Below are 25,117 nucleotides of genomic sequence, written 5' to 3'. Positions count from 1 at the left end.
ATGACGGTCCGGCTCCGCGACATCGACGGGATCGTCCTCCACACGATCGAACTCGCGCCGCCGCAGTAGACCGCTCCGCAACCGGCGGGGCTCCCACGAGCGGGCGCCCCGCCGGTTGCATCAGAGGTTCACGCGGCGACGGTCGTCCCCCTGGCTCGGCAATGGGGTGTCGCCGCCAAATGTGGCCTGGCACCCCGTGGGGTTCAACAAGTTGGTCCGTGTCCTCCGAACTGCGGTGACGGTGCGCTCGGCGGACAAGGCATGATCTCGGGCCATGTCACTACGTCACTGATCCGGTTGCTGCCGAAAGCGCTGCGCACGCACCGATTGATCACCCCAGGCACAGTCCTGCGCTGGCATCGTCGCCTGGTGACCAGGAAGTGGACGTTGCCCTTGCCGATAACCTCGTCCGCGCAGGTGAGACGGGGCGGGGCATGGCGCAGGGGTGGATCGAACGCAGTCGGTCAAGTGAACGCTCTCGGCTTGTCGAACGCCACGGCATGATGATCGACTGTGCTGCTACGACTGGCCTATCTGGGTGTGACGAATGCGTTCGCGATGCTGCGCTTGCTGCCGATGAGTGACCGGGACAAGGACGACGAGATCCTCGCCTTGCACCATCAGATCATGGTGCTGGAACGGCAACTCGGTAAGAACAGGGCGCGGTTCGGCACGGCCGATCGGGCGTTTATCGCGGCGTCATTGCACCGGCTGCCACGGAATCTACTGCACAGGTTGCGGTTGCTGGTGCGTCCGGCCCGCTGAACCCCTTACCCACGCCTATCGCAGATCCCGACAAGATCGCTCGACTGAACATACGCCGACGCGATCGCCTCGGCGGCATCCTCCACTAGTCGGGCGACCGAAACCGATCCTCCCAAAATCCTCCCGAAAATGGCTCTTGTGACTGATCCGTGGGTGTCATGTTCGTCCGGGGAGGGAGGGAGGGAGGGAGGGAGGGTGGCCGCGGAGGGCGAGCATGGCCAGGGCGATGAATGCTTCGGGGCTGCGGAATCCGAAGGCGATGCGGGTCAGTAGGCGGATTTTGGTGTTGGTGGACTCGATCAGTCCTTGGGACAGGCCGTGTTCCAGCGCGGCGTTGATCGCGGCGCGGTGTTTGACGATGCGTTTCTGCAACTCGACGAAGACGGGGATCCGGCAGCGGCGGGCCCAGTCGACCCATTTTTCCAGGGCCTGTTTCCCGGCGTCTCCCTTGACCTTGAAGACGTGGCGGAGTCCTTCTTTGAGCAGGTAGGCCCGATGTAGCCGGGGGTCGGTAGTGGCGATCCAAGCCAGCTTGGCGGCCTGGTTTTCGGTGAGGTCTTCCGGGTTTTTCCATAGCGCGTAGCGGGCGTTTTTCAGCCGCTTGGCCTTCTCGTGTGCGGGGCGGGCCGGGGAATCGGCGCGGGGGCGTCCCCGGCCACGGACGCCCTCGGCGCGGGCCAGGGCCCGGGCGTCGTTCCAGGCCCGCCGCCGCTCGGCATCCAACGCCTCGGTAGCCCACGCCACGATGTGGAATGGGTCGGCGCAGCGGATCGCGTTCGGAGCGCGGCGGGTGACGGTGTCGGCGATCCACTGTGCGGCGTCAGCGGTGACGTGCGTGATCTCAGCGGCGCGTTGGTCGCCGAGGGCATCGGAAAACCGGTTCAGTGTCGCGCTGTCGTGCCCTGGGGCGGCCCAGACCAGGCGGCCGGTGTCGTGATCGACCACCACGGTGAGGTAGCGGTGGTGACGCTTGTAGGAGATCTCATCGGCCCCCGATCCGCCGCAAACCGGCGAACCGGTCGACCTGGATCTTAGTGTCGGCCCAGACCCTGGCCACGATCCCGCCGACAGTGCGCCAGGCGATCCGCATCAGCTCGCACACCGCCGACTTCGAGCATCGCACCGCCAGCCACGCCACCGTGGCATCAAAGGCGTAGGTGTGTCCCGCGCCGTGACGCGCCCACGGCAGCGCTATCACGGTGGGGCCGTGCTCATGGCAGCGCACACGGGATGCCTCGGCCTCCAGGAACACCTTCACGGTGCCCACATCCAGAGCCCGCCACCGGCGGCGGCCCTCACCCCGGTCATACCGCCCGGACAGCCGCCCGCACCGCCCGCAACGAGGCCGCCCGCGCTTGCGGGCGCGCACACGCACCACCAGCCGCTGCCCAGCCTCGTCGAACTCCACATCCTCAATCACCGTGCGCCTGTCTCCGGGGCCAAAACAGCAGATCACACCACCCACGGAAACATCACAAGAGCCCTATTTTTCGCACAACCCGCGGTCAGGCCACCCGCAGAACGCGAACGATCACACGAAACCTTCTGGTGGCCAGGGCTTTCCGCGGCGTGAACGCCGCAGACGAAAACGGCCGGGAACGGACCTCGACGGCCCCACTGGGAAAACCGTCGTCAGAACGGGAGCTTGCGGAAGATGGCGCACGGGACGTGCCGCAGCACCGTCATGACCCAGCGCATCTGCCCCGGACCCAAACCTGCCGTCGGAAAACCGGTCTCGCCCTACGGCCGTTCATGACCTCCTTACGCGGCGGTGGGTCAAGGGAGAAGGCATACGGCATCGATGAACCCCAGCGCACCTTCCCATCCCCCGGCACACCACGGCCTGGTGAGCCCTCCCGGTAACCACATGCTGGTGCCGCACTACCGCAACGACACCTCTCGCCCGGTGGCGGTGCCGATGGGAACGCTGACCACTGTCGAACGTTACGCACTTGCCGGCTCCGAGCAAACCGCCCTGGATGCCAATGAGTGGCGACTAGAACACCGGCCAGCGCGATCGACGGGACCTTCGTTGTGTTGACCGACAGGCCAACAGCGCGTCGGGTCGCGCGGATCGTCCCGGGTGGTGGGGTTGTCCGAAAACGGACAGGTTTGCCCGGCGACATTGCCTCTCCGCGCCGGATCGAACCAGAATCGAGTGATCGTCGCTGACAGCGTTGTCAACGGGGTGGAGAACATTGAGTATTGAGCACTCTCGCCGACGGATTCTCCAGGCGTCCGGCGCAGGTGGACTCGCGCTCGTGGCCGCCGGATTGGTGACGCCGATGGCCTGGGCACGGGCGGTGGCCGCGCAGCCGACCGTTTCGCAGCGCCAGGGCGCCTCGGACGACGTGGCGGCAACTTACCTGAGGGTGTTGCTGCGGCACACGCGCTGGGCCGAGCGACAGTTCGACCGGGCCGCGGGAATCTACCCTGCCAAGGACTTCACGTTCGCCGTGATTCTCGGTAACGCCGTCCTGCTGACCAGGGAGGGCTACGACGCGACGGTCGCTGGGGTCGAGCGGGAGGTGCTGCACCGGCACACCGTCGACACGATCCGCCACTTCGCCGCATCGAACGTGATCACCGGCGGCACCGAGTGGGGGCGCCGGCTGTACTTCGACACGACGTTCCAGTCTTATTTCCAGCTCGCCGGTCGTCTACTGTGGAGCAATCTGGACGATGCCACACGGTCGAACCTAGACCAGATCGCGATCGGCCAAGCGGTCTACACGGCGGGGCTGGGCTCAGGTGACGACCCGCTGTCGGGCGGCTGGACGCCACTGGGATTGTCCGGTGGGCACGTCGGGGACACCAAGTTAGAGGAGATGGGCGTCTACGCCCAGGCACTGACCCCGGGAATCGCTTGGGCACCGGATGACCCGCAAGCCGTGGCGTGGCGCGAGTGGTTTGGTAGGTGGAGCCGCAACGAGACGAGCCTGCCCGTCGCAGACCTTGCCAACCCGCGTGTGGTGGACGGCGTGCCGATCTCAGCCAACACCGCCGAGAACCTGTACGACACGTTCCTGGTCGAGAACCACGGTTCGTTCGGCCCGCACTATCAGGAGGAGCTGTGGCGCACCTCCGGGCGCAACGCGATGCATTTCCTGCTCGCGGGGCAGCCGCTGCCGGAGGTGCTCACCGCACAGCCGAACGGCGAGCGGCTGTGGCACACCATGCTGCTGATGGCCAGCGACGCGGGCGAACCGTTGATGCCGATGGTGGCGGACCGCGAACATCTTTACGGCCGCGACGTCCTCCCGCTCGCCTTCCGCGCCCAAGTCCTCGGCGACCGTTACGCCGCACGCGCCGAGGTGCAGCTTGCCGAGCGGCTCGAGCCCTACCAGGCGTACCCGCCGGCCGATCGCATCACGAAGTTCTCCGGTGAGCCGAAGTACGAGCCAGAGGCCCGCGCGGAAATCGCGATCAGCTACCTGCTGCACGAGTGGCGCGCGAGTCACAGTGGCCCGGTGCAGGCGGTGAGCCAGGCCGAGTTCGACGCGTACGCGATAGGCGTGAGCGATTTCGGTGAGAAGCCTGGATTGATGGCGCACCGAACGTCTTCCGCGTGGACGGCGGCGGTGAGCAAGCCGGGCTTCGTCAAGTTCGCCTGGCAGCCCCACCACGACGACTGGCTGTTCGTCGTAAGCGGTGCGACGCCGATGCTCTTGCCGTCGACGGCGCTCAAGACGCTGAAGCGGAACGCCGCGACCTGGACGAAGGTGCGGGACGGTTTCGACGCGACCGCAGCGGTGCTGAAGTTCGACAACGGCTACGCCGGTTTCGCCACGCTGCCCTCGGGTGCCGCCGTATACGCGACGACCGGCTTGGCCTCCGGAGAGGGCGTCGTGTCGGTCTACAACCTCGACATGCCTGGCATTCCGGGACTGAACGGTGAACGCACTTACCACACCGCGGAGGGGACCGTGACCGTCCCGGCCGCTCCCCCGCCCGGCGGCGGCCGGACCGACGAGGTCGCTTTCCCCGCGGTCACGGCACGCTACGTCCGGATGCTCGGCGTGCTACCGGATCCGACGTACGGCTATTCGGTGTTGTCCTTCGAAGTGCGCGATGGCACCGACGGGACCGACCTCGCCCGCGCGGGTACCGCGTTCGCCTCGTCAGCGTCGCCAGGCAAGGAAGCGAAGTACGCGACCGACGGCGATGCGACCACGCGCTGGGCGGTCGCCACGGTCGATCGCCCGCGGGCCGACAGCTGGCTCGCCGTCGATCTTGGCTCGGCACAGCGGTTCGACCGCGTCAAAATCGTGTGGGAGGCTGCGGCCGGACGGCGCTACCGCATCGAGACCTCGCAGGACGGGGATACCTGGACCGCCGCGGCAACCTACCCGCGACCGGCGGTCAGCACCAACGGAGACTGGCTCAACGTCGATGGGCGTGCCGGGTTCGTCGTGACCGGTTCTTCGAACCCGATCACCGTCACCGGTGACCAGATCCTGCTCTCCGACGGCAGCGCGGCACCTCTGCAAGTCCAATGCCACCCGGATCCGCGCACCCTGGCCACCGCGGCGACGGCACCGCGTCCGACGTCCAGTGCCGCCACGGTGCGCACTTCCGTGGTCGACGGATACCTCGTCATGCTCAATCTGTCCGGCTCGGCGGCGCGCGGAACCGTCGCACTGCCCGAGGCCGGGGGCGCCGTCTCGCTCTACCGTGGCGTTCAGGTGATCACGAAGGCCGGCAGTGAACTCGCGATGTCGTTGGCCGAAGCGGAAGGACGGGTCGAACCGGCTTGGTTTACCGTGCGCGCCGCCGCAGGGCCGCATCTGCCCGCCGGCCTACAGGCGACCGTCGCCGACGGCGCGACACTCCGGCTCACGGCACCCGCCGGACCGCCACTGCGCCTCCAGGTGCAGCCCGCCGGGGAGCCACCGCGCCACGTGGCGGTGCCGGGACGCCGCACGGTGACGATCAAGGCCCGCAACACCCGACCTTACCCACTGGACGATCTCGCCCTGGGGGCCACAACGTTCCCGACCGAACCGCTGCCCCCGGGGATGTCCGCACCGAGCGCAGCGGTCGACGGCGACGAGCGGACCTCCTGGCACCCGGGCCCCGACGGCCGGATGGTCGTCGACCTCGGCGCGGTCTGGCAGCTCGGTGAGGTCGAACTGACGTGGACCGACGGGCTGCCGCCCGCCGTCACCGTCGAAACGAGCACCGACGGGCGTACGTACACGCCAGCGCCCCCACCGACCTCCCGCAGGAGCACGACAGTGCGCTTGGCCGGTGCCGCGCGCTACGTGGCGATCCGGGTACACGGCGGTCATGCCGGGGGCGCTGAACTCACCAGAATGAGGGTGCGGCCAGCAGGGTTCGGTTGATCGGGTGGTCGGCCTCGTCGGGGATAGTCGAGCTCCTGGACAATTCGCGACATCGCGATAAGCACACTCCTGCAGCGATCGGCTTTCGTCGCCCGGCCTGGCCACTGCGCCTTCACCCCGGCAGAAGCCGTGAGTGCAGTGGCGGCCATCACCACCCGTGCGGAAACCTCGCACTGGGCGGGACTGACGACACCGAAAGCGCTCAACGCCGCCGACGCCAGCCACCTCGGCGACAGCAACCTCGTGCACTACCGCCCCGGCGAGTTCCTCGGCGACGAACAGCGCTGACCTGCGGGTCATAAGGGGGATAATGCTTCTGAGTCCTGATCCTTCGACCGGCGCGGGGCGCGGATGCGTGGGAAATTGCGGCACGGCAACGTTCCGCTGCGGGGAATCGCCGTCGTGGCCATCCTGCTCGTGATCGCCGGGGCGGCCACCGCCTCGATCCTGCTGCTTCGCGGTGAGCAACCCTCGCCGCCACAGCTGGCCGCCCCGCCCCCGATCCCCGCGCCGGGACCCGAGTCGGCCCGTGCGTTGCGCGACGGCCAGCCCGGCGAGGTGGGTCTGAACCCCGCGCCGATCGCGGCGGCACAAGGACAACTCGCTGCGGGGACCCAGACGTCGCCGGGGCATCCACACCCGTCGTATGCCGGTGAGGTCAGCTTGTTGGCGCGCGACGGGGTGGTCGTCAGCCGGCAGGCCACCGGATTCGTGCTCGCCTGCGGCGGACCGCCGCCGGCCAATGCGCCGCGCCCAGCACCGCCGGTCGCCACGCCGCCGGCCCCGCCGCCGGCAACCGCCCAGCCTCCTCCCGCCGAAACCGCTGTTCACCTGGTCACCGCCGGCGATCTGGGGGCGAGCTGGCATCCCGGCTGCCCAGTGCCGCCGGAGGACCTCCGCCTGGTCGACGTGCCGTATCTGGACATGGACGGAAGGCCGCACACCGGGCAGCTGATCGTCAACCAAGACCGGGTCGAGCAGACGATCACTGTCTTCGATGAGCTCTTCCGCCTGCGCTTCCCGATCCAGCGCATCCAGACCCCGGACCACTACCCCGGAGCCGAAGACGAGTTGTCGATGGAGGACAACAACACCTCCGCGTTCAACTGCCGGGGCATTCCCGGAAGCAGCGAGTGGTCCCAGCACGCCTTGGGCAGGGCCATCGACATCAACCCACTGCTCAACCCCTCGGTGTACAAGACCGGCGCCTTCGAACCGACAACGGCAGCACGATATCTGGATCGCACACGCAAGGACGTCGGTCTGCTGCACGACGGCGACCCTGCGGTGCGCGTCTTCACCGACCGCGGCTGGACCTGGGGCGGCCACTGGGCGGACCCCAGCGATTACCAGCACTTCAAGCTGCCGTGATCAGCCCCCCCGTTACCGTTTTCGTGGCTCTGATCTTGGAGCCCTGGTCGTCAGGTCCGGCATGACTTTGTCCCCCAGTTGCTCGCATGATGTGCGCCGTGAGGCGCTTCGCTGTATCCCCAGCTCAGCTGGGAGGAACTTGGAGGAAGGTTCTTGGGTCGCCTGACTTACCTGAACGCGAAAGCGGGAGGGGACGAGAGCATGTCAGGGAAGCGGTGGTCGTCTGGAGGCGTTCAGGGCGAGGTGCTGCGAGACCCGCGCGATATGGTCAAGGCTGGATTGCTTGAAGCCCAATCTCCTGTAGCGAATGTGCGCGCTCGCCGGAATGACGCCTGGAACCGGCGCCCGTGCCATGTCCTGGTTTGGATCATGGGCCGGGGCAACCTCCATGGTGCGGGACACCACCCAGCGTGGGTGGTCAAGGAGATGAGTGGGCGGCCTACGTCGCGCTCGATACGTACAGCGGAGACGTACCACGGGATCGCCTACAGGGCGCGAGCCCTATGGCGACGGAGTGCCCGTAGTAGTCGCGGGAGTAACGACCCGCCACGGAGGCCGGGAAAACCGGGCCACAGGGCGAAGGGGCACAGGTGATCAGGACGTCCAGCGATGGGAAGCATGCGTAATGCAGGACGCTGAAACGGTGCTGGATGTCATCCGTAAACGCGGTGAGAGAGGACTGCCGATCGAGAGGCTGTACCGACAGCTGTTCAACACTGAGCTGTATCTCGTGGCGTACGGACGCATCTACGCCAACAAGGGCTCGATGACGCACGGTGTCACCGGGGAGACCGTGGACGGCATGTCCTTGGAGAAGATCCGAGGGATCATCGACGCGCTCCGCGAGGAGCGCTATCGGTGGTCTCCTGCCAAGCGGGTGCATATCCCGAAGAAGAACGGGAAAACGCGTCCGCTGGGGCTGCCAACGTGGTCGGACAAGCTGGTCGCTGAAGTGGTCCGCCTGTTGTTGGAGGCGTACTACGACGTCCAGTTTTCAGGCCGCTCCCACGGCTTCCGCCCAGGCCGGGGCTGCCACACCGCGTTAACCGAGGTGTCGCGGACCTGGAAGGGAACACGTTGGTTCATCGAGGGAGATATCTCTGACTGTTTCGGCAGTCTTGACCACGAGTCATGCTGTCGATCCTGGGCGAGAAGATCCATGATGGACGGTTCCTGCGGCTGATCAGCCAGATGCTCAAGGCCGGATATTTGGAGGACTGGCGGTGGAACGCAACACTCAGTGGTGCGCCGCAGGGTGGCGTGGTCTCCCCGCTGCTGTCCAACGTCTACCTTGATCGGTTGGACCAGTTCATCGAACAGGTTCTCCTGCCTGAGTACAACTCTGGCAGCTATCGACGGCGCAACCCGGAGTACGGGGCGGTTCGGTATCGCGGTGGGGACCGCCAGCTCAACCGCGCGCTCCACACCATCGTGCTCACCCGCAGCCGCACCGATCCCGCGACCCGCGCATACATCAACCGCCGACTGGCCGAAGGCAAAACACTCCGAGACATCAAACGCTGCCTGAAGAGGATCGTCGCGCGCCAGCTCTTCCGCCTGCTCCAGCAACACCACCAGCGAGGCGGGCACCATATCCGGTTCGTACTGTCCACCGCGAGCCTCGGCGCCGAGGATGTGCTCACCCGGCTGCACACACGCCTGGCCGCCGCACCCGCCACGGAACGGGAGACCGCGCGCCGTGAGCTACGCACGATCCTGGACAACCGGCTGATCGCACAGCTGGCGGCGTCATGAGGTCGAATGAGTCCGAAATGGACACCGCAGCTGAGTCGCTGTCCGCGCAGGTGTACACGACGTTGCGCGAACGCATCATCGTCGGCACCTACCCGCAAGGCTCAAGGCTGCCGGGGCAGAAGCTCGCCGTCGACCTGTCGGTGTCGCGCATCCCGCTGCGCGAGACGATCCAGCAGCTCGAGGTCGACGGCCTAGCGCAGAGCCTGCCGCGCCGCGGCGCGATCGTGTGGACCTGGACGACGCAGGCCATCCACAACCTATTCGACGTCCGGCTCAGCCTCGAGGTGTCGGCGGCGGCACTGGCCGCCCGCCGGGTCGGCGCCGGTGCGGACGTGACCGCGATGGAGGAAGCCCTGACACGCCAGCACAAATCACTCGACGTACAGTCACCGCTGGGCGTCGCCGAAGCGAGCGCGGTGTTCCATCAGGCCGTCATGCGCACGACCGGAAACGAGCTGCTTGCCTCGCTCGGCAGCACGGTGACGCCACGGATGGTGTGGCTGTTCTACCTGACCTCGCGACCAGGACGCCGCATGCCAGGAGCACCACGAGCTGTTCAACGCCATCTGCTCCGGCAACGAGCGGGTGGCCGAAGCCGTCGCCTACGCGCATATCGAACGGGGCCGGATCCCGACCCTGCAAGCTTTCCGGAGCTGACACGAGCGACCTGTTCGTCACCGGCGTCCGCCCCCGGGGGGAGGTACAGTCCGATGTGGATATCCGCAAACGAGAGGATCGTCGGCTATCGATCCAGCTCGCCTACATGGCCTATGCACTGGCTGACGCACCGCCATCGGCTTCCGGCGGCACCGGATCTGTTCCAGCCGACGATGCAACGGCTGATCGACAAGATCCTGCTTCCCGAGGTCTGGCTGTACTGGCGCGACGTCAGACGCGGCGAGGACCCGACTAGCGCGACAGCGAGCCGAATCGCCGTCCGCGGCATCCGACGGTGCCGGTCACCCGGCACCGCCCGATGTCACGGCCGCGGTGCCGGACGGCCAGGTTGCTCGCCATGCTCAGTATGGGCGGCCCGAGTCGGCACAAGCACTTTGCGCCGAAACACGCAGACGACGGTGCCGTCCTGCTTGTACCCGCGAGTTTCGACGTGGACCACCCCGCGGTCGTCCTTGGAGCGGGACGGGGTCACCGCCAGCACCTCTGTCTCACCGTAGAGGGTGTCGCCGTGGAAGGTCGGGGCGATGTGCCGGAGTGATTCCACTTCGAGGTTCGCGATGGCCTTGCCGGACACGTCGGCGACCGACATTCCGAGCAGCAGCGAGTAGACATAGTTGCCCACGACGATGTTCTGCTTGAACTGCGTGGTGTTCTCGGCGTAGTGCGTGTCGAGGTGGGCGGGATGGTGGTTCATCGTGAGGAGGCAGAAGAGGTGGTCGTCGTACTCGGTGACCGTCTTACCGGGCCAGTGCTTGTAGACCGCCCCGATCTCGAACTCCTCCAGGCAGCGTCCGAACTGCATTAGGCACCCGCCTCGGGTCGCTGCCACACGTCCTGGCGTTTCATCCCTGCCGCGCGTCCTTGACCGGCGATCACCAGAGCCATCTTCCGGGATGCCTCGTCGATCATCTCGTCTCCGAGCATGACCGCACCCCGGGCGCCGCCCGCCTCGGAGGTGGACCAGGCATAGGCGTCGAGAATGTTCTCGGCGTGGTCGTAGTCCTCCTGGCGGGGGCTGAAGACCGCGTTCGCCGCGTCCACCTGGCCAGGGTGCAGCACCCATTTGCCGTCGTATCCGAGGGCGGCGGAGCGGCCTGCGACCTTGCGGAAACCTGCTTCGTCGCGGATCTGGACGTAGGGGCCGTCGATGGCCTGCAGCCCGTTCGCCCGTGCGGCCATCAGGATGCGCGCGAGGGGGTAGTGGAAGGCGTCGCCGACGTCATAGCCCAGCGGTTGGTCACCGACGACGAACCCGCGCATGTTCGTGCTGGCCATGAAGTCCGCGGGTCCGAAGATGATGGTCTCCAGCCGGGGCGAGGCCTCGGCGATCGCGTCGACGTTCTGCAGGCCGCGCGCGTCCTCGATCTGGGCTTCGATCCCGATCCGGCCGGACTCAAGCCCCATTGCGGCCTCGATCTGTGTGATCAGCACGTCGAGCCAGACGACGTGGGCGGCGGTCTGAACCTTGGGCAGCATGATGCAGTCCAGGTCGGCGCCAGCCCCTTCGACGACCTCGATGACGTCGCGGTACGCCCACTGGGTGGACAGGTCGTTGACCCGCACGACACGGGTCTTACCCTCCCAGCCGCCCTCGGTGAACGCGGCGATGATGTTCTTGCGGGCTCCCGGCTTCTCCAGCGGGGCGCAGGCGTCCTCCAGGTCGAGGAACACCTGATCGACGGCCAACCCCCGAGCCTTGTCGATCATCTTCGGGCTGGAACCCGGGACGGCGAGGCAGGATCGGCGGGGACGGTAGGTCTCAGGCACGGTCGGCCCTCCCCAGCAGTGCGTCGGAGATGATCCTCATCTGGATCTCGGAGGTACCTTCGAAGATCTTGGTCAGTCGGGCGTCGCGCCAGTAGCGCTCAGCGGGGAAGTCGGTGGTGTAGCCAGCGCCGCCGTGGATCTGCAGGCCCTCGCTGGTGACCCGCTCGGCCATCTCGGAGGCCACGAGCTTGACCATCGAGGCCTGCACGGCGCTGGGGCGCCCGGCGTCGACCTCGGTGCAGACTTGGTACATCAACGCTCGGGCGGCCTCGACCTGAGCCGCCATGTCCGCGATCTTGAACCGCAGGCCCTGGTTGACGCCGATGGGGCGGCCGAACTGGACCCGCTCGTCGACGTAGCTGATGGAGTCTTCCAAAGCGCCTCGGGCAAGGCCGATTGCACGGGCGGCCGTGTGGATGCGGGCGGTGTCGAGGTCCCCCATGGCGATCCGGAAGCCCTTGTCCTGCTCACCGACGATCTCGCTTGCGTAGGCGTCGTCGAAGGCGAGCTCCCAGGTCTTCCAGCCGTGGTAGCCGATCTTGCGGACCGGTGTTCCCGTGACGCCCTCGGGGAGAGTGCCCCGCTCCTTGGGCATGAGGAAGCAGGTCACGCCGTGGGAACGGTGGGCGGGGTCGACGGGCTGGGTGCGGGCGAAGACCTGCAGGTAATCCGAGCCGTCGGCGAAGGTGCACCACATCTTCTGGCCGTTGATGCGCCAGCCGTCGCCATCCGGTGTCGCCCGGCAGCTCAGATTGGCGACATCGGATCCCGCTTCGGCCTCGGAGAGCGCGAACGCGCTGAGGAACTCCCCACGCGCCATGGCCGGCAGGTAGCGCTTCCGCTGCTCGGCGTCGAAGCCGGCGGTGAACTGTTGGCCTCGGGCGATCAGGCTGGCCACGCTCATCCAGGCGCGCGCCAGCTCCTCGACGATGATCGCGTACTCGCTCAGCCCGAGGCCGAGCCCGCCGTACTCTTCCTGGATGAGAATCCCGAAGAAGCCGAGCTCGGCCATCTTCGCCCGCAGCTCCATCGGGATCTCGCCGTGGACCGGGTCGAGCTCGTTCGCGACGGGCAGCACCTCCGTCATCGCGAAGTCGCGGGCCATCGCTTGGATCGCGAGTCGATCCTCGGTGAGGAAGGGAGCCGGGCGGCCATCGGCCTGCTCCGGTGCTGTCATGACCACTCCAATCTGCGCCGTCGAACGGCATGAGGTGTCGCTGTGCGGTGAGGCGGTGTCTTTCAGGCAGGTTCAGTCCGGCAGGTGCACCCCGAGCCCGGTGCGGCCGGGAGCGAGGTGGTCGTGCAGGACGAGGTCGTCGTCGTACTCCCCGCCGTTCTGAGTGCGGAACGGGATCGGCGCCGTGGTCGGGATCGCCAGGACTCGCGCACGGAGTTCCTTGGCAGCGGTCTCGAACTCCTCTGTGGACAGGCGGTTGGCGCCGGGGACGACGACCGGTGGCAGGACGTCGTAACCCACGTACCAGAGCGTGCCGTGCTGGAGCGGGAAGAGCAGCTCGCCGATCTCGCCGTTCACCCCGCGCGGCCCGAGGGCCGGACCCCGCCCGCCCGCGGTGGTCACGACCAGGGCGCGCTTGCCCGCGAGGTTCCCGTCGCCGTAGCGCAGCGTCCGGCCCGGGTGTCGGGGGTCCTCGATGCCGTAGGCGAAGCCCTTCAGGAACACGCGGTCGAACCAGCCCTTGAGAATCGCGGGCATGCCGTACCACCAGAGCGGGAACTGGACGACGAGTGCGTCGGCCGCCTCGACCTTGGCCTGCTCGGCGAGCACGTCCGCACTCAGCGTGCCCGCGGTGAGGGCGGTGGCCGACACCGGCCCGACCCGGAATCTCTCGGCCGGGTCATGGCCGTAGTCCGCGGCCGTGACGACCGGATTCCACCCCATCGCGTGCAGGTCGGACATGACGACCTCGTGCCCGGCCTCTTCCAGTGCGGTTACCGCGCCGTCCCGGAGAGCGCCGTTGAGGGATCGGGGTTCGGGGTGCGCGAAGAGCCAGAGGACCTTCATGCGACACGCTCGAAGATCGCCGCAAGTCCCTGGCCACCGCCCATGCACATCGTCTCCAGGCCGTAGCGGCTCCCGCGGCGGCGCATCTCGTGCGCCAGCGTGGTGAGGATGCGGCAGCCGGTGGCACCCGCCGGGTGCCCCAGGGAGATCCCGGAGCCATTGACGTTGAGCCGTTCGTAGTCGGCCTCGGTGAAGTCCCACTCCCGTAGGCAGGCGATGACCTGAGCGGCGAACGCCTCGTTGATCTCGATCAGGTCGATGTCCGCCAGCGTCAGCCCGGCCCGATCGAGGGCCTTGGCCACCGCCGGTACGGGCCCGATGCCCATCGTGCGCGGTGGCACACCCGCCAATGCGGAGGTGACGATGCGCAGGTACGGCGTGAGTCCGAGCTCAGCGGCGCGGTCGGCGGTGGTGACCACGCAGACCGAGGCGCCGTCGCTCTGCCCGCACGCGTTGCCCGCGGTCACGGTCGCGTCCGGATCCTGTGACAGCCGGACCGGACGGAGCCGGGCCAGGTCGGCCATGGTGAGGCCGGGGCGGGGGTGCTCGTCGAGGGTCACCACCGTCCCGGGGGACTGCCGGGTCGCGGGCACTGTGACCGGCACGATCTCGTCGGTGAACCGTCCCGCTTTGGTCGCGGCGACGGCCTTCTCCTGGGACACCAGCGCGAATTCGTCCTGCTCGGTCCGGCCGATGCCGTACTCGGCACGGAGGTTCTCGGCGGTCTCGAGCATCCCGCCGGGCACCGGGTAGTTCTCCCCACCCGCGGTGGTGCGGCCGCGGCCGATCCGGTTGACGAGGGTGAGCTCGTCGCCGCGGATCCCCTTCTTCAGTCCGAGCGCGTAGTACTCGGCCTGGCTCATCGCCTCGACACCACCGGCCACGATCAGATCCGCCCAGCCCTGGCCAACGGTCAGCGCGGCCTGCAGGACCGCCTGGAGTCCGGAGCCGCAGCGGCGGTCGAGCTGCATGCCGCCGACTCCGACGCCGAGGCCGGCGTTGAGCGCGGCGACGCGGCCGATTGCCGGTGCCTCGCTGGTGGGGTAGCAGTAGCCGAGCACGACGTCGTCGACGTCGCCCTCCCCCAGGCCGGCGCGCGTGATCAGTCCGTTCAGCGCCTGGGTGGCGAGGTCGGCGGCGGTGAGTCCGGAGAAGACCCCGCCGTCCACACCGACGGGGGTGCGCACCGGATCGCAGATGACGACATCGGACAACTGTCTCACCGGGTGACCTCCTGAGGACCGGCCAGCAGCTGCTGCGCGAGCTCGCGCAGCGCCGCGGCCTTGATCTTGGAACCGTTTGTGCCGACGGTGGTCGGCATCTGCTCGATGACGTGGACGGTGTCGGGGACCTTGAACTTGGCCAAGGCGGCGGCACACCAGGCCCGCAGCTCGTCGGGATCGGGAGTGGCCCCCGCGATGGGCTCGACGAAAGCGATCGCGCGGGTGTCACCGTCCACGGTCACGCCGACGACCTTCGTCCGGGCCACGGTCGGGTGCTCGGCGAGCCGGATCTCGATCTCGGCGGGTTCGACGAGGAAGCCGCGGAGGCGGATCGAGTCACCCATCCGGCCCGCGTAGTCGAAGCCACCGTCCGGGCGCACTGTGCCGAGGTCACCAGACCGGAACCAGCCGTCCTCGGTGAACGAGCGGGCCCGGATGGCGCCGTCGTCGTCGCCGAGGTAGGCGTCGACGACGTTGTAGCCGCGGAACTGCAGCTCACCCGGCTCGCCGTCCGGGGGTGGCCCGCCGGTAACCGGGTCGACGACCCGCACCTCGATGTCCTCCGACACCGGGTGGCCGCCGCCCCGCCACCGCGCGGGGGCTGCATCGTGCTCCCGCCAGAAGGCGGTCAGCGCGAAAAGCTCACTGGAGCCATAAATCCCCAGGGTAGGGGTGTCGGTCTCCTCCTCGGCCCATTCCGCCACCTGGATGGACTTGCCGTAGAAGTCGCCGATGAGCATCCGCCGCCAGCTCGCGAGGTTGCCGCCGCGGGCGCGCACGCTGTCCATCAGGCGACCGGCGACGTCGTCGGCGCTGGCCAGGTGGGTCACCCCGAACTCGGCCATGTGTCGCACGACCAGGTCGTCGTCGAAGGCCGGTTCCAGCAGCGCCGCCCCGCCTGCGGCGATCGCCGTGATGGCCGGGACGAACCCGAACACTCCGGAGAGCGGGAGCACGACCAGGCTCACCGAGGAGGCGTCCCAGCCGCCTGCGACGGCGACGTTGCGGGCATGCCTCGCGACAGCGCTCCCCAGGTGCGCCGCGAGCTTGGGCCTCCCCGTGGACCCGGAGGTAGTGAACGCGACCGCGAGAGCGTCCGATCCGCCGTACAGCACCTCAATGTCGGCGGCGATGCTCGCCGGGCGCGAGGGCACCCAGGCTCCGGCACCGACGTCGTAGGTCGCCGCGACGTCCGGGGCGGCGGGCGCGCGCCCGGGACCGGTCACCACCGCGAGTTCCGGCACCGGGGCGTCCACCTCGGCGACGGCGGCGTGCAGCCGCGAACGTAGGTCCAGACCGAGGAACTCGTGGGCGATCGCCACGACCTTCGGGCGGGCACGGTCGAGCACGTGCGCGACGTCGGCGACGCCGTATCGAGTGTTGATCCCGATGACGTGGGCGCCGAGCGCGGCTGCGGCGAACTGAAGGACGAGCGCCTCAGACCAGTTCGGAAGCCACACCCCTACGCAGCTGCCCTCCCCCACGCCGTGGCTCCGTAGATCGTCGCGCATGGCGAGGACGCGCGAGCTCAGCTCGGCCCTTGTGACACGGATGGGGTCGGAACCGCCGTCGATCACGGCCACGCTCGACGGGTCGGTGGTGACGGTGTCCGCCAGCAGCTCGGCGAGTGTCGGTCCGGTGCTCATGCCGCGCTCCTGCCCAGGCTGCCGTCAAGGTCGGATAGCCAGCCATGCAGGGTGTCGGCGAAGCCTTCGATCTCCTCCATCGGGTAGTGCCCGATGCCTTCGAGCAGGGTGTAGCGGGCATCGGGAATCAGGTCGGCCGCTCGCTGGACGTCCCGCGGGTCGAGCCACAGGTCGTCGTCGCCCACGACGAGGTGAGTGGGACAGGCCACGCCGTCGAGCTTGGCGAGCACGTCGTGGGTCACCCACCCGATGAGGTCGCTGTTGGAGATCTCGGGGTCCTCGCGGCGGTGCATGCGGGCGATGAGCTCCGCCCGCTCCGCGGGCACTCGTCTGCCGACGACGGCCAAGGTGCCGAAGTACGTCCGGTCCGACCGGCTCGGTGCCGCCGAGTCGACCAGTTCCCGTTCGAGGCCGCGCACGGTGAGCGTGGTGGAGTCGGTCCCGCCGTGGGCCGCCATCGCGACGGCGCCGGCCAGCCGCTCGCCGCGGCGCACCGCGAGTTGCAGCGTGATCGCTCCTCCGATCGAGCAGCCGACCACGAAGGGACGCTCCATCTCCAGCTGGTCCATCAGTTCCTCGCACCACTGCGCGTACACGCCGAGGTCTCGCACCGGCCCGCCGACGGCAGGCTCGGAGCGGCCGTGTCCGGGCAGGTCCGGGACCACGACCCGGTACCCGAGCGCGGCCAGTCGCGGCTGGACGTATCGCCACTGGACGCCGCTCTGGCCTGCGGTGTGCAGGCACAACACCGGCTGCCCGCTGCCCTCCTCGATGGCGAACGAGCGCGTCCCGCCCACCTCGATGTAGTCGGCCCTCATCGGTTGTCCTCCGTCCCCTCGGCACCGGCGAACGTCCGTGCCTCGTCGACCACCGCGACGATCGCGGCAGTCAGCCGCAGGTACTCATAGGCGCTGCCCTCCACGCCGAACTCGTCGCGCATGGTCCGCTTGGTGAAGTCGTTGACCGGCCCGGTCAGCAGGTGAGCCCACACGACGTCCGGGGCGGACACGACGAACGTCGGCCCGTCCGGCGTCCTGGTCCCGGCCTCGAGCACCCGTCCGCGGTAGACGCGGAACAACAGCAGATCCGCACCGAAGCGCAGGCCGATCGTCCCGTCCCAGGTACCGGTGGCCCGGGTGAAGGCGGACGAGTCACCGAGCCTGGTCGCGAGCGCACGTGCCCAGGCCACAGACGGGAAGGCCCGGCCGAGCCGTGCCTCACGGTCATCTACGACCTGCCGGGCGGCGACCAGAGCGGCCGTCCGCCCCACCTGCACAACCTCACCGTCCTGGTTGCGAACCACGACGTGCCGCCCGACGATCCCGTTGCACAGCGCCGACGTCCGGCGAGTGCGGGTCACCGTCATCTCGTAGGTGACCGCGTCTCCCACATAGATCGGCGACACGAAGTCCCACTGCGTGTCGAATGCCGCCTCCACGTGATCCGAGAGCCCCCGCTCGTGGTGCCACCCGAAGAATCCCGCGAGGCCGAGCGGACCGTGCACCAGCGGACGCCCGTTGGCCGAGTGGCCGTGCTCGGTGTGCAGAGCGGCCCGGTCCCCGCTGACCTCGGCGAAGGCGGCGACCACCTCGGCCGAGAACGTCCGCGCCGGGCCGGTGAAGACCTGCCCCACCTCGAAGTCCTCGAAGAAGGGGGACGTCGCCGCCTCTCGCGGAGCACGCGAGACCGCCGCCTCCGCCGGGCTCTCGGCGATGCTGCTGCTCATTGACCGTCCTCTCTGACGAACCAGCCACGACAGGCGAGATCCCCAGTGGCCCAGACACAAGAACGAACGTTCTTACATACTTCACGGAATCACCTGGCCTCGCGGCTGTCAAGGCCATCAGGTCCATCTCGCCGTGCGTTACGGTGTACGACATGAACACTCGTTCCACGGCTCTCGTAGCCGACACCGGCCGTCGGAATGAGGCCGCGATCCTGAACGCCGCGATCCAGGCCTTCGGCACGAAGGGCTTCAACGGCGCCTCGATGCGCGACGTCGCCAAAGGCGCCGACACCAGCCTGTCGAACCTGTACAACTACTTCCCGTCGAAGTCGAAACTGCTGGCCGCAGCCCTGCGTCACGCCAACCTCGAACTGCAGAACCGCGTCCTCGACGCGATCGACCTCGCCGGCGACGACGCACCCTCGCGACTGCGCGAAGCAGTGCGCGCCCACGTGGGATTCGTCGTGGATCACCAGGTGGCGACCCTGGTGGCGACCAACGAGGTCCGCTACCTCGCCCCGGAGGACCGAGCCGCGCTGGTGACCGACCGCGATGCGACGCAGGCGGCGTTCGAACGCATCGTCGCCCAAGGTGCCGCGGAGGGCTCCTTCCGCACGCCGTACGCGAACGACGCCGCCCGCGCCATCCTCAGTACCGTGGCCGCGATCGCCTCGTGGTACCGAACGGACGGGCCTCTTAGCCGAGGACAGCTGGCCGAGCAGTACGCGCGCTACGCCCTGGCCCTCCTCGAAGCCCCGCTCGCCCACTGAGCCGCCGGGCGCCGCGGAGGAGTCCTCTGAAACTCGGCCCTTGTCCTGCAGGAGCGAAGTCGCTAGCTTTTACGAACGATCGTTCGTACCTGTGCCTGGCGACGGCAGCGCTGCCGGCACCGCATGGCCGCATCGAAGCGGCCTGGAGGTGGACTCGGATGGACCAGCACGATCCCCGCAAGAAGATGGGCAGGCTCGCTTCCGCAGCGGTCTTCGCAACCGCGCTCGAGTGGTTCGACTTCCTCATCTACGCCACGGCCGCCGCATTGGTCTTCGGCCACCAGTTCTTCCCGTCGGTGAGCCCGGTGGCGGGCACGCTGGCCTCGTTCGCGACCTTCGCGGTCGGCTTCGTCGCCCGCCCCCTCGGCGGCATCATCGCCGGCCACGTCGGCGACCGCCTCGGGCGCAAGCCTCCGCTGGTCGCGGCGATGCTACTCATGGGGCTCGCGACCTTCGCCATCGGTGTTCTGCCCGGCTACAACACGATCGGTATCTGGGCACCGATCCTCCTCGTGGTCGCCCGCCTGGTGCAGGGCCTCGGGGTCGGCGCTCAGTGGGGTGGAGCAGCGCTCCTGCTGACCGAGCACGCACCCGTCGACCGGCGTGGCTTCTACGGCAGCCTCGTCCAGACCGGCGCAATCTTCGGGGCGGTCGCGGGCAACCTGTTCTTCGTCCTGTTGACCACTGCCCTGAGCGCGGAGCAGTTCACCAGCTGGGGCTGGCGGATCCCGTTCCTGTCCGGGCTTATCCTGGTTCTGATCGGCAGCTACGTGCAACTCAAGATCGAGGACACCCCCGTGTTCCGCGAGCTGCAGCAGCAGTCCGCACAGTCCAAGCGCGAGGCCGGTCTGCGCAAGGCGCCTTTGATCGAGGCCATCCGCCACTACTGGCGGGAGATCCTGCAGGCGGCAGGCGCGTTCTTCGTCGTCAACGCCACCTTCTACATCCTGATCAGCGGCATGCTCAGCTACGCCACCACCGAGGTCGGCATGTCCCGCACCGCGATCCTCTGGTGCGTTATGGTCGCCGGTCTCACTCAGGTCGTCAGCATGCCCTTTTTCGGCGCGCTCACCGACCGGATGGGGAGCCGGAAGAAGCTCTACCTAACCGGCACCGTACTAATGGCGGTGTTCGCCTTCCCGATGTTCTGGCTCGTCGACACCGGCTCCGTTCCACTGGTGTTCCTCGCTCTGCTCATCGGGTTCACTATCCACGCCACGATGTACGGCCCCCAGGCCACGCTCTACGCCGAGATGTTCCCCGCCGATGTGCGCTACTCGGGCGCCTCGCTCGGCTACCAGTTCGCCTCCGTCTTCGCAGGCGGTCTCGCTCCGTTCATGATGACCGCGCTGCTCGCAGCCTCCGGAAGCTCCTGGTCGGTTGCCCTGTACATCGTCGGAACCGCGATCGTGACGTTCGTGGCAGTCGTGACGATCAAGGAGCGCTTCCGCCGCGATCTCTACCAGACCTCCGGGGCGGAGAGCGCCCGCTCGGTAGCGATCACCGACTGAGTCGCACGACGAGTCCGAGCGGCTGCGGGTCTCGCGCGAACCCGCAGCCGCCGTGTTCCCCCGTATCCTGCGCCGGCCGTTTAGACGTGGCCACTGTCGAAACTGCGTGACTGGGGCTGCAGATCACGAAGGACGGCTACGCTCGTTGAAGGCGCGGATCACGTCACGGACGTAGTCCGCCTTTGTCGTGCTGCCGAACGCACTGTGGGAGCAGTCCGTCAGCCACGCAACCGCATGGTCACTGCCCGGGGCTCGGTGAAGAACTCCCGGGAATACTGGCCGCCCTCACGGCCCCTTCAAGGAAAACGCTCTGCGCTGGTACAAGGAGACCCAAGAGCGGGTGCTCTTCTGGTACGACGACGGAAACCCGCTCGTGTTCTACACGGTCAGCTTCCGCGCACTCGAACTGCCGGGACGCGATGATCCCTGGGGATTCTGACCCACTGGCCAGCATGGTGGTACGCATCAGCGCGCCCACATACTCCGCCCGCCGCACCCGCACACCTATCGAAGTCCGCGTCACCGCAGCCGGCTTGATCAGAAGGCGGTCAGTGCGTCTCCAAGAATCCCTGCGGATAGTGCCGTTCGCCGCCGAGTTCCTTGCTCAGTGCGAACGCCGTTTCGAGCAAAGCTCGACCGGCTGCGTGCGGTTCGTGAACCGGAAGGGTTCGCGCGGTACCGATCACCGCGATCGTGGCGCAGATGCCCGCCTCATCGAACACCGGAGCACCGAGGGCCGTGATGTCGGATTCGGCTATGTGGGTCGACGCCATACCGGTCAGCCGGACACGTTCGACACGTTCGCGGAGTTCACCATTCCCATCGAGCAACTGATCGACCTTGGACCTATCCGCCATGAAGGCGAGGAAAACCTGGCTCTGCGCCGAGTCCACGGGCAGCTGGTGGCCCACTCGCACGGATACGACCACCGTGTTGGTGCTGTCTTCCTCGACCCTGGTGACGACCGGTCCGGTCGACCCCCACAGGCTGAGCGCCGACGAGAGTCTGATCTCGCGAGAAAGCCTCGCCAGGTGCGCCGGCGCGAGATCGACCACGGCGCGTCGCCCCAGCGCAAAAGTACCGAGCTGAACGAGAAGTCCGCCCGGAACGAACGACGTGCCGTCCCGTCCCCGCTCAAGGAGCCCGCTGGACACGAGCGACGTGAAGTACCGGTGAGTCGTCGTCCGATTGAGCCCCAGTTCGGTGGCGGCAGCAGCGACGGTCAGGTGCGGCCTGTCCGGCCGGAACAAGGCGAGGATTTGACTCGCCCGGGTCACGGCCTGGATGTCCGACGACGTCCCCTCAACTCCGCGCTGCGCGGACTCGTCCATGCGGTACTCCCTTCGATGGCTACGGATCAGTCGGCTAGCCAACCGTAATCGTTCATCTCAACGCGTTGTCTTGACGGAGCAGACCACCGGTGCCACACTGCTGTCCACATCACGAACAACGATATCACGATGCGCACAACGAGGTGCAGGATGTCATACGGAGCCAATGACCCCCGAGCGGCTATTGCGGCCGGCCGGAGGACCCCCGCGCGACCGAACGTCCCGGCCCAGTTCCTCGACTTCACCGAGCTGGAGCCGGACGAGATCACCTCCCTGGGGAGTCGCACGTGGTGGGTTCGCGGGCAGAACGTCGTCGTCGCGCATACCCAGGCCCGTGCCGGGGAGCGGATCGAACGCATCGGCCAACCCGACGAGTACATGGTGTTGTTCCCCGATGCCGGCGCCGCCGCCGAGATCGTGTCCGGAACGGATAGGTCCACCGTCACGGACCGGTCGGTCGTAATGGTTCCCGCCGGTGACAGCCACATGGTGGTCGACGCGGACACGACAGTCGTGCGGTTGTTCTCGGCCAGGTCTACCGATCTGCAGGAGCGGTGCCGCAACCGGTCCGCCTACGCCGATCCCGACCCGAACGTTGCTCCGTTCGCACCGTGGCCGGACCCGGTCGACAGCCCACGGATCCGTGTCTACCCGGTCGCTGACCACCCCTACGAGCAGGGGCGGTTCGGCCGGATCTTCCGGTGCAGCACTCTCATGGTGAACCTGTTCGACGCGGACTTCGGCCCGCGCGACACCGCGAATCTCTCGCCGCACCACCACGACGACTTCGAGCAGTGCTCGCTGACCGTCGCGGGCCGGTGGGTCCACCACATCAGAACCCCGTGGACCAGAAACCTGGCCGACTGGCGTCCAGACGACCACGTCGAGGTCTCAAGCCCGTCGGTCACGATCATCCCGCCGCCAGCGGTGCACACCAGTCGCTCGGTCGGTCAGGGCGTCAACCAGCTGATCGACGTCTTCTGCCCGCCCCGGCTGGACTTCTCCGAGCAACCGGGCTGGGTCCTCAACGCGGACGAGTACCCGATGCCGCGCGGGGACCGATCGTGAACCGGGACTTCGGCGACCTGCTATCCGATAACGGAACGTGCTTCGGGACCTGGATCAAGCTGCCTGTCGTCGACAGCGTGGAGATGATGGCCGCAGCCGGGTTCGACTTCGTCGCCATCGACATGGAGCACGCGCCGCTGGACATCCTGACCGTCCACCAACTGATCGGTGCCGCACGCGGGTGCGGGATCCCGGCACTGGTCCGGGTGCCCGACCGAACGGCGACGACGATCGGCCGAGTGCTGGATTCCGGCGCCGCCGGGGTCCTCATCCCCCACGTCGACAACATCGACGACGTGCGTGCCGTGGTGTCACACGCCCGGTTCCCACCGCACGGCAGCCGTGGCTTCGGGCCGACCGTGCGGGCAGGCGGCTGGGGAGCGGATCCGCGAGGCTACCTCGCCACCGGTGAGCGAGTCGTCCCCGTTCCCCAGCTCGAGAGCCCCGAGGCTATCGCGGCGGTAGACGAGATCGCGCGGGTTTCGGGCTTGGGCGCGCTGTTCGTCGGCCCGGCCGATCTCGCGGTCGCGGCCGGTCTTCCTGCGGAATCCGCCGAGTTCGGCGAGCTGCTGACCCGTGTCCGCAAGGCTGCCGACGCCCACGCGGTACCCCTCGGCACCGCCGTCGGCTCCCCCGCCGCCGCGCAAGCCCTCCCCCACCACTACGACTTCGTCCTCGTCGGCAACGACGCAACGATGCTCAGCCAGTCGGCACGCGGCATCGTCCATGACCTCCGAACTGCTCGCGACACCTCGTCGTCAAGCACTGGTCAACCGAAGGACCTGCCATGACCTCCTCGACCCATCACTCACGGCCAGATGTCGCAGTGGCCGACGAGCGGTCTCCGGAACGTCGCCGCGCGCTCACCGGCGGCATCACCGGTTACTTCGTCGACCAGTTCGACATCTACGTGCCGGTCATCGCTCTCGCGCCCGCGATGGCCTACTTCGTCCCACCGGATCTGGATGCGAGCACACGTACGATCATCGCCGCGTTCATCTTCACCGCTACACTGCTCGGACGCCCGATCGGTGCCGTGATCTTCGGGGTGCTCGCCGACCGCACCGGCCGACGCAAGGCCACGATCATCGCCATCGCCGGCATCGCGGTAACCACGATGGTCATCGCCCTGCTACCCGGATACGCCAACGTCGGGCTCTGGGCCGTGGCCCTGTTGATCGCATTGCGTCTGCTCGACGGCGTGTTCCTCGGCGGTGAGTACACCGCGGCGATCCCGCTGGCGATGGAGTGGACGCCGACGCGCCGCCGCGGGCTCGCCAGCGGGCTCATCACCATGACCTCACCTCTCGCGCTGTGCCTGATCTCGCTGCTCACCCTGGTGCTCTTGCAGATCTTCCCCACAGGCTCGGTGGAGTCACCGTATTCGACTTGGGGTTGGCGCATCCCCTTCGTGATCGGGTCGCTGTTCGCGGTCGGTGTGCTGGTCTACTTCGTCAAGTACGTGCCCGAGTCGGAGGGGCACCAGCAGGAGACCGCCGAGAAACGGGTCTCGCCGTTGCGCGAGCTCTTCACCGGTGCGCAACGGCGAAGCCTCCTGCAGGTCTTCGTCCTGATGACGGGGATCTGGTCCGTCCTCAACGTCACGGTCACCATCCTCCCGAACTTGGCGTCCGCAGCCGCCGGGATGACGTCGACCCAGCTGACGACCTCCTTGGTGATCGCTTCCTTGATCAGTGCGGCAACCTACCCCCTGGCCGGGCTCATCAGCCAGCGATTCGGCCGGCGTCCCTTCTACATCGGAACCGGCGTGCTCGTCGCGGTCGTCGGCGCTGGGACCCTCGCGATCCTCGGCAGCACCGCCGGGCTCGGTTTCTGGGCCTCCACCGCGTTGCTCAGCGTCGCGTTCACCGTCGGCATCCTGGCATTCGGCCCGGTGGCCGCCTACATGACCGAGCGGTTCCCCGCCTCGCTGCGGGCAACCGGATACGGCATCGGCTACAGCCTGGCCCTCGTCCTCCCGTCCTTCTTCGCCTACTACCTGCTCGGACTCGAGGCCCTCCTCGGTCCGGAGCTGGCGCCCGCGGCCCTGGTCACGATCGGCGGCCTGCTGACGTCGGTCAGTGCCTGGCTCGGGCCGGAGACCCGCGACGTCGACATGCACAGCGGCTGACCCTGCC

At 67.9% G+C, this 25,117-nt stretch carries 20 protein-coding genes and 3 pseudogenes; 13 read left to right on the top strand and 10 right to left on the bottom strand.

Annotated elements, in window-relative coordinates:
• The first annotated feature begins 513 nt into the window (after positions 1-513).
• Positions 514-765, top strand: coding sequence for a hypothetical protein (locus AB0H93_RS38295; RefSeq protein ID WP_358580368.1), 252 nt, complete (start codon positions 514-516; stop codon positions 763-765).
• Between the two features lie 156 nt (positions 766-921).
• Here the strand turns inward: AB0H93_RS38295 and AB0H93_RS38290 are convergent.
• Positions 922-2,173 (bottom strand): annotated as a pseudogene (locus AB0H93_RS38290) (ISL3 family transposase).
• A gap of 853 nt (positions 2,174-3,026) precedes the next feature.
• Here AB0H93_RS38290 and AB0H93_RS38285 point away from each other — a divergent pair.
• The 6 genes and pseudogenes from AB0H93_RS38285 to AB0H93_RS38260 form a co-directional block, all read left to right on the top strand.
• A complete protein-coding gene (locus tag AB0H93_RS38285; protein WP_358580365.1) occupies positions 3,027-6,110 on the top strand; it encodes a discoidin domain-containing protein in 3,084 nt (1,027 codons plus the stop codon).
• Positions 6,111-6,239: 129 nt separating this feature from the next.
• A complete protein-coding gene (locus tag AB0H93_RS38280) occupies positions 6,240-6,398 on the top strand; it encodes a hypothetical protein (RefSeq protein ID WP_358580362.1) in 159 nt (52 codons plus the stop codon).
• 63 nt (positions 6,399-6,461) lie between these two features.
• Positions 6,462-7,481 (top strand): M15 family metallopeptidase, encoded by a 1,020-nt coding sequence (locus AB0H93_RS38275; RefSeq protein WP_358580360.1) that lies wholly within the window; start codon positions 6,462-6,464, stop codon positions 7,479-7,481.
• A gap of 625 nt (positions 7,482-8,106) precedes the next feature.
• Positions 8,107-8,664: a reverse transcriptase/maturase family protein gene (locus AB0H93_RS38270; protein ID WP_358580358.1), complete on the top strand. Its 558-nt coding sequence runs from the start codon at positions 8,107-8,109 to the stop codon at positions 8,662-8,664.
• Entirely contained in the window at positions 8,613-9,236 is a 624-nt protein-coding gene (locus AB0H93_RS38265; protein WP_358580356.1) for a hypothetical protein, read from the top strand. The genes AB0H93_RS38270 and AB0H93_RS38265 overlap by 52 nt, the downstream gene beginning before the upstream one ends.
• A pseudogene (locus AB0H93_RS38260) lies at positions 9,233-10,126 on the top strand (FCD domain-containing protein); the annotation flags it as partial. The gene AB0H93_RS38265 and the pseudogene AB0H93_RS38260, both read left to right, overlap by 4 nt.
• A gap of 89 nt (positions 10,127-10,215) precedes the next feature.
• Here AB0H93_RS38260 and AB0H93_RS38255 read toward each other — a convergent pair.
• The 8 genes from AB0H93_RS38255 to AB0H93_RS38220 form a co-directional block, all read right to left on the bottom strand.
• Complete coding sequence (locus tag AB0H93_RS38255; protein WP_358580354.1) at positions 10,216-10,716, bottom strand: MaoC family dehydratase; 501 nt, start codon at positions 10,714-10,716, stop codon at positions 10,216-10,218.
• The gene (locus AB0H93_RS38250; RefSeq protein ID WP_358580351.1) at positions 10,716-11,681 is read right to left on the bottom strand and encodes a CoA ester lyase; all 966 of its coding nucleotides are present in this window, start codon (positions 11,679-11,681) and stop codon (positions 10,716-10,718) included. The genes AB0H93_RS38255 and AB0H93_RS38250 overlap by 1 nt, the downstream gene beginning before the upstream one ends.
• A complete protein-coding gene (locus AB0H93_RS38245) occupies positions 11,674-12,858 on the bottom strand; it encodes an acyl-CoA dehydrogenase family protein (RefSeq protein WP_358580349.1) in 1,185 nt (394 codons plus the stop codon). The genes AB0H93_RS38250 and AB0H93_RS38245 overlap by 8 nt, the downstream gene beginning before the upstream one ends.
• A gap of 72 nt (positions 12,859-12,930) precedes the next feature.
• A complete protein-coding gene (locus AB0H93_RS38240; RefSeq protein WP_358580347.1) occupies positions 12,931-13,704 on the bottom strand; it encodes an NAD(P)H-dependent oxidoreductase in 774 nt (257 codons plus the stop codon).
• Positions 13,701-14,918, bottom strand: a complete 1,218-nt coding sequence (locus AB0H93_RS38235; protein WP_358580375.1) for an acetyl-CoA C-acetyltransferase — start codon at positions 14,916-14,918, stop codon at positions 13,701-13,703. The genes AB0H93_RS38240 and AB0H93_RS38235 overlap by 4 nt, the downstream gene beginning before the upstream one ends.
• Before the next feature lie 5 nt (positions 14,919-14,923).
• On the bottom strand, positions 14,924-16,573 hold the full coding sequence (locus AB0H93_RS38230) for an AMP-binding protein (RefSeq protein WP_358580345.1): 1,650 nt from the start codon (positions 16,571-16,573) through the stop codon (positions 14,924-14,926).
• On the bottom strand, positions 16,570-17,391 hold the full coding sequence (locus AB0H93_RS38225; RefSeq protein ID WP_358580342.1) for an alpha/beta hydrolase: 822 nt from the start codon (positions 17,389-17,391) through the stop codon (positions 16,570-16,572). Before AB0H93_RS38225 ends, AB0H93_RS38230 begins: the two co-directional genes overlap by 4 nt.
• On the bottom strand, positions 17,388-18,299 hold the full coding sequence (locus tag AB0H93_RS38220; RefSeq protein WP_358580340.1) for a hypothetical protein: 912 nt from the start codon (positions 18,297-18,299) through the stop codon (positions 17,388-17,390). Before AB0H93_RS38220 ends, AB0H93_RS38225 begins: the two co-directional genes overlap by 4 nt.
• Positions 18,300-18,451: 152 nt before the next feature.
• Here AB0H93_RS38220 and AB0H93_RS38215 point away from each other — a divergent pair, with 152 nt between their 5' ends.
• The 3 genes and pseudogenes from AB0H93_RS38215 to AB0H93_RS38205 form a co-directional block, all read left to right on the top strand.
• Positions 18,452-19,069, top strand: a complete 618-nt coding sequence (locus AB0H93_RS38215) for a TetR/AcrR family transcriptional regulator (protein WP_358580338.1) — start codon at positions 18,452-18,454, stop codon at positions 19,067-19,069.
• Positions 19,070-19,227: 158 nt separating this feature from the next.
• Positions 19,228-20,580, top strand: coding sequence for an MFS transporter (locus AB0H93_RS38210; RefSeq protein ID WP_358580336.1), 1,353 nt, complete (start codon positions 19,228-19,230; stop codon positions 20,578-20,580).
• Positions 20,581-20,929: 349 nt separating this feature from the next.
• Positions 20,930-21,019 (top strand): annotated as a pseudogene (locus AB0H93_RS38205) (flavin reductase); the annotation flags it as partial.
• 109 nt (positions 21,020-21,128) lie between these two features.
• Here the strand turns inward: AB0H93_RS38205 and AB0H93_RS38200 are convergent.
• On the bottom strand, positions 21,129-21,911 hold the full coding sequence (locus AB0H93_RS38200) for a helix-turn-helix domain-containing protein (protein ID WP_358580333.1): 783 nt from the start codon (positions 21,909-21,911) through the stop codon (positions 21,129-21,131).
• Positions 21,912-22,061: 150 nt separating this feature from the next.
• On the opposite strand from AB0H93_RS38200, the gene AB0H93_RS38195 reads away from it, so the two are divergent.
• From AB0H93_RS38195 to AB0H93_RS38185, 3 genes are read left to right on the top strand one after another with little or no spacing between them, the layout of a single operon-like run.
• Positions 22,062-22,979, top strand: a complete 918-nt coding sequence (locus AB0H93_RS38195; protein WP_358580331.1) for a hypothetical protein — start codon at positions 22,062-22,064, stop codon at positions 22,977-22,979.
• Positions 22,976-23,770: an aldolase/citrate lyase family protein gene (locus tag AB0H93_RS38190; protein WP_358580329.1), complete on the top strand. Its 795-nt coding sequence runs from the start codon at positions 22,976-22,978 to the stop codon at positions 23,768-23,770. Before AB0H93_RS38195 ends, AB0H93_RS38190 begins: the two co-directional genes overlap by 4 nt.
• Positions 23,771-23,805: 35 nt before the next feature.
• Positions 23,806-25,110: an MFS transporter gene (locus AB0H93_RS38185; RefSeq protein WP_358580327.1), complete on the top strand. Its 1,305-nt coding sequence runs from the start codon at positions 23,806-23,808 to the stop codon at positions 25,108-25,110.
• Positions 25,111-25,117: the final 7 nt, after the last annotated feature.

The sequence above is a fragment of the Saccharopolyspora sp. NPDC050642 genome, from assembly GCF_040654735.1.
Lineage (GTDB): Bacteria > Actinomycetota > Actinomycetes > Mycobacteriales > Pseudonocardiaceae > Saccharopolyspora > Saccharopolyspora elongata.
The sequence above is the reverse complement of the archived record's forward strand: the minus strand, read 5'-3'. Positions and strand labels throughout refer to the sequence as shown.

Excerpts from the sequence above, each read along its gene's own strand:
- AB0H93_RS38230 (WP_358580345.1), bottom strand. The coding sequence starts at position 16,573 with ATGAGCACCGGACCGACACTCGCCGAGCTGCTGGCGGACACCGTCACC.
- AB0H93_RS38210 (WP_358580336.1), top strand. The coding sequence starts at position 19,228 with ATGGACCAGCACGATCCCCGCAAGAAGATGGGCAGGCTCGCTTCCGCA.
- AB0H93_RS38215 (WP_358580338.1), top strand. The coding sequence starts at position 18,452 with ATGAACACTCGTTCCACGGCTCTCGTAGCCGACACCGGCCGTCGGAAT.
- AB0H93_RS38265 (WP_358580356.1), top strand. The coding sequence starts at position 8,613 with ATGCTGTCGATCCTGGGCGAGAAGATCCATGATGGACGGTTCCTGCGG.
- AB0H93_RS38195 (WP_358580331.1), top strand. The coding sequence starts at position 22,062 with ATGTCATACGGAGCCAATGACCCCCGAGCGGCTATTGCGGCCGGCCGG.
- AB0H93_RS38225 (WP_358580342.1), bottom strand. The coding sequence starts at position 17,391 with ATGAGGGCCGACTACATCGAGGTGGGCGGGACGCGCTCGTTCGCCATC.
- AB0H93_RS38245 (WP_358580349.1), bottom strand. The coding sequence starts at position 12,858 with ATGACAGCACCGGAGCAGGCCGATGGCCGCCCGGCTCCCTTCCTCACC.
- AB0H93_RS38240 (WP_358580347.1), bottom strand. The coding sequence starts at position 13,704 with ATGAAGGTCCTCTGGCTCTTCGCGCACCCCGAACCCCGATCCCTCAAC.
- AB0H93_RS38270 (WP_358580358.1), top strand. The coding sequence starts at position 8,107 with ATGCAGGACGCTGAAACGGTGCTGGATGTCATCCGTAAACGCGGTGAG.
- AB0H93_RS38200 (WP_358580333.1), bottom strand. The coding sequence starts at position 21,911 with ATGGACGAGTCCGCGCAGCGCGGAGTTGAGGGGACGTCGTCGGACATC.
- AB0H93_RS38220 (WP_358580340.1), bottom strand. The coding sequence starts at position 18,299 with ATGAGCAGCAGCATCGCCGAGAGCCCGGCGGAGGCGGCGGTCTCGCGT.
- AB0H93_RS38255 (WP_358580354.1), bottom strand. The coding sequence starts at position 10,716 with ATGCAGTTCGGACGCTGCCTGGAGGAGTTCGAGATCGGGGCGGTCTAC.
- AB0H93_RS38275 (WP_358580360.1), top strand. The coding sequence starts at position 6,462 with ATGCGTGGGAAATTGCGGCACGGCAACGTTCCGCTGCGGGGAATCGCC.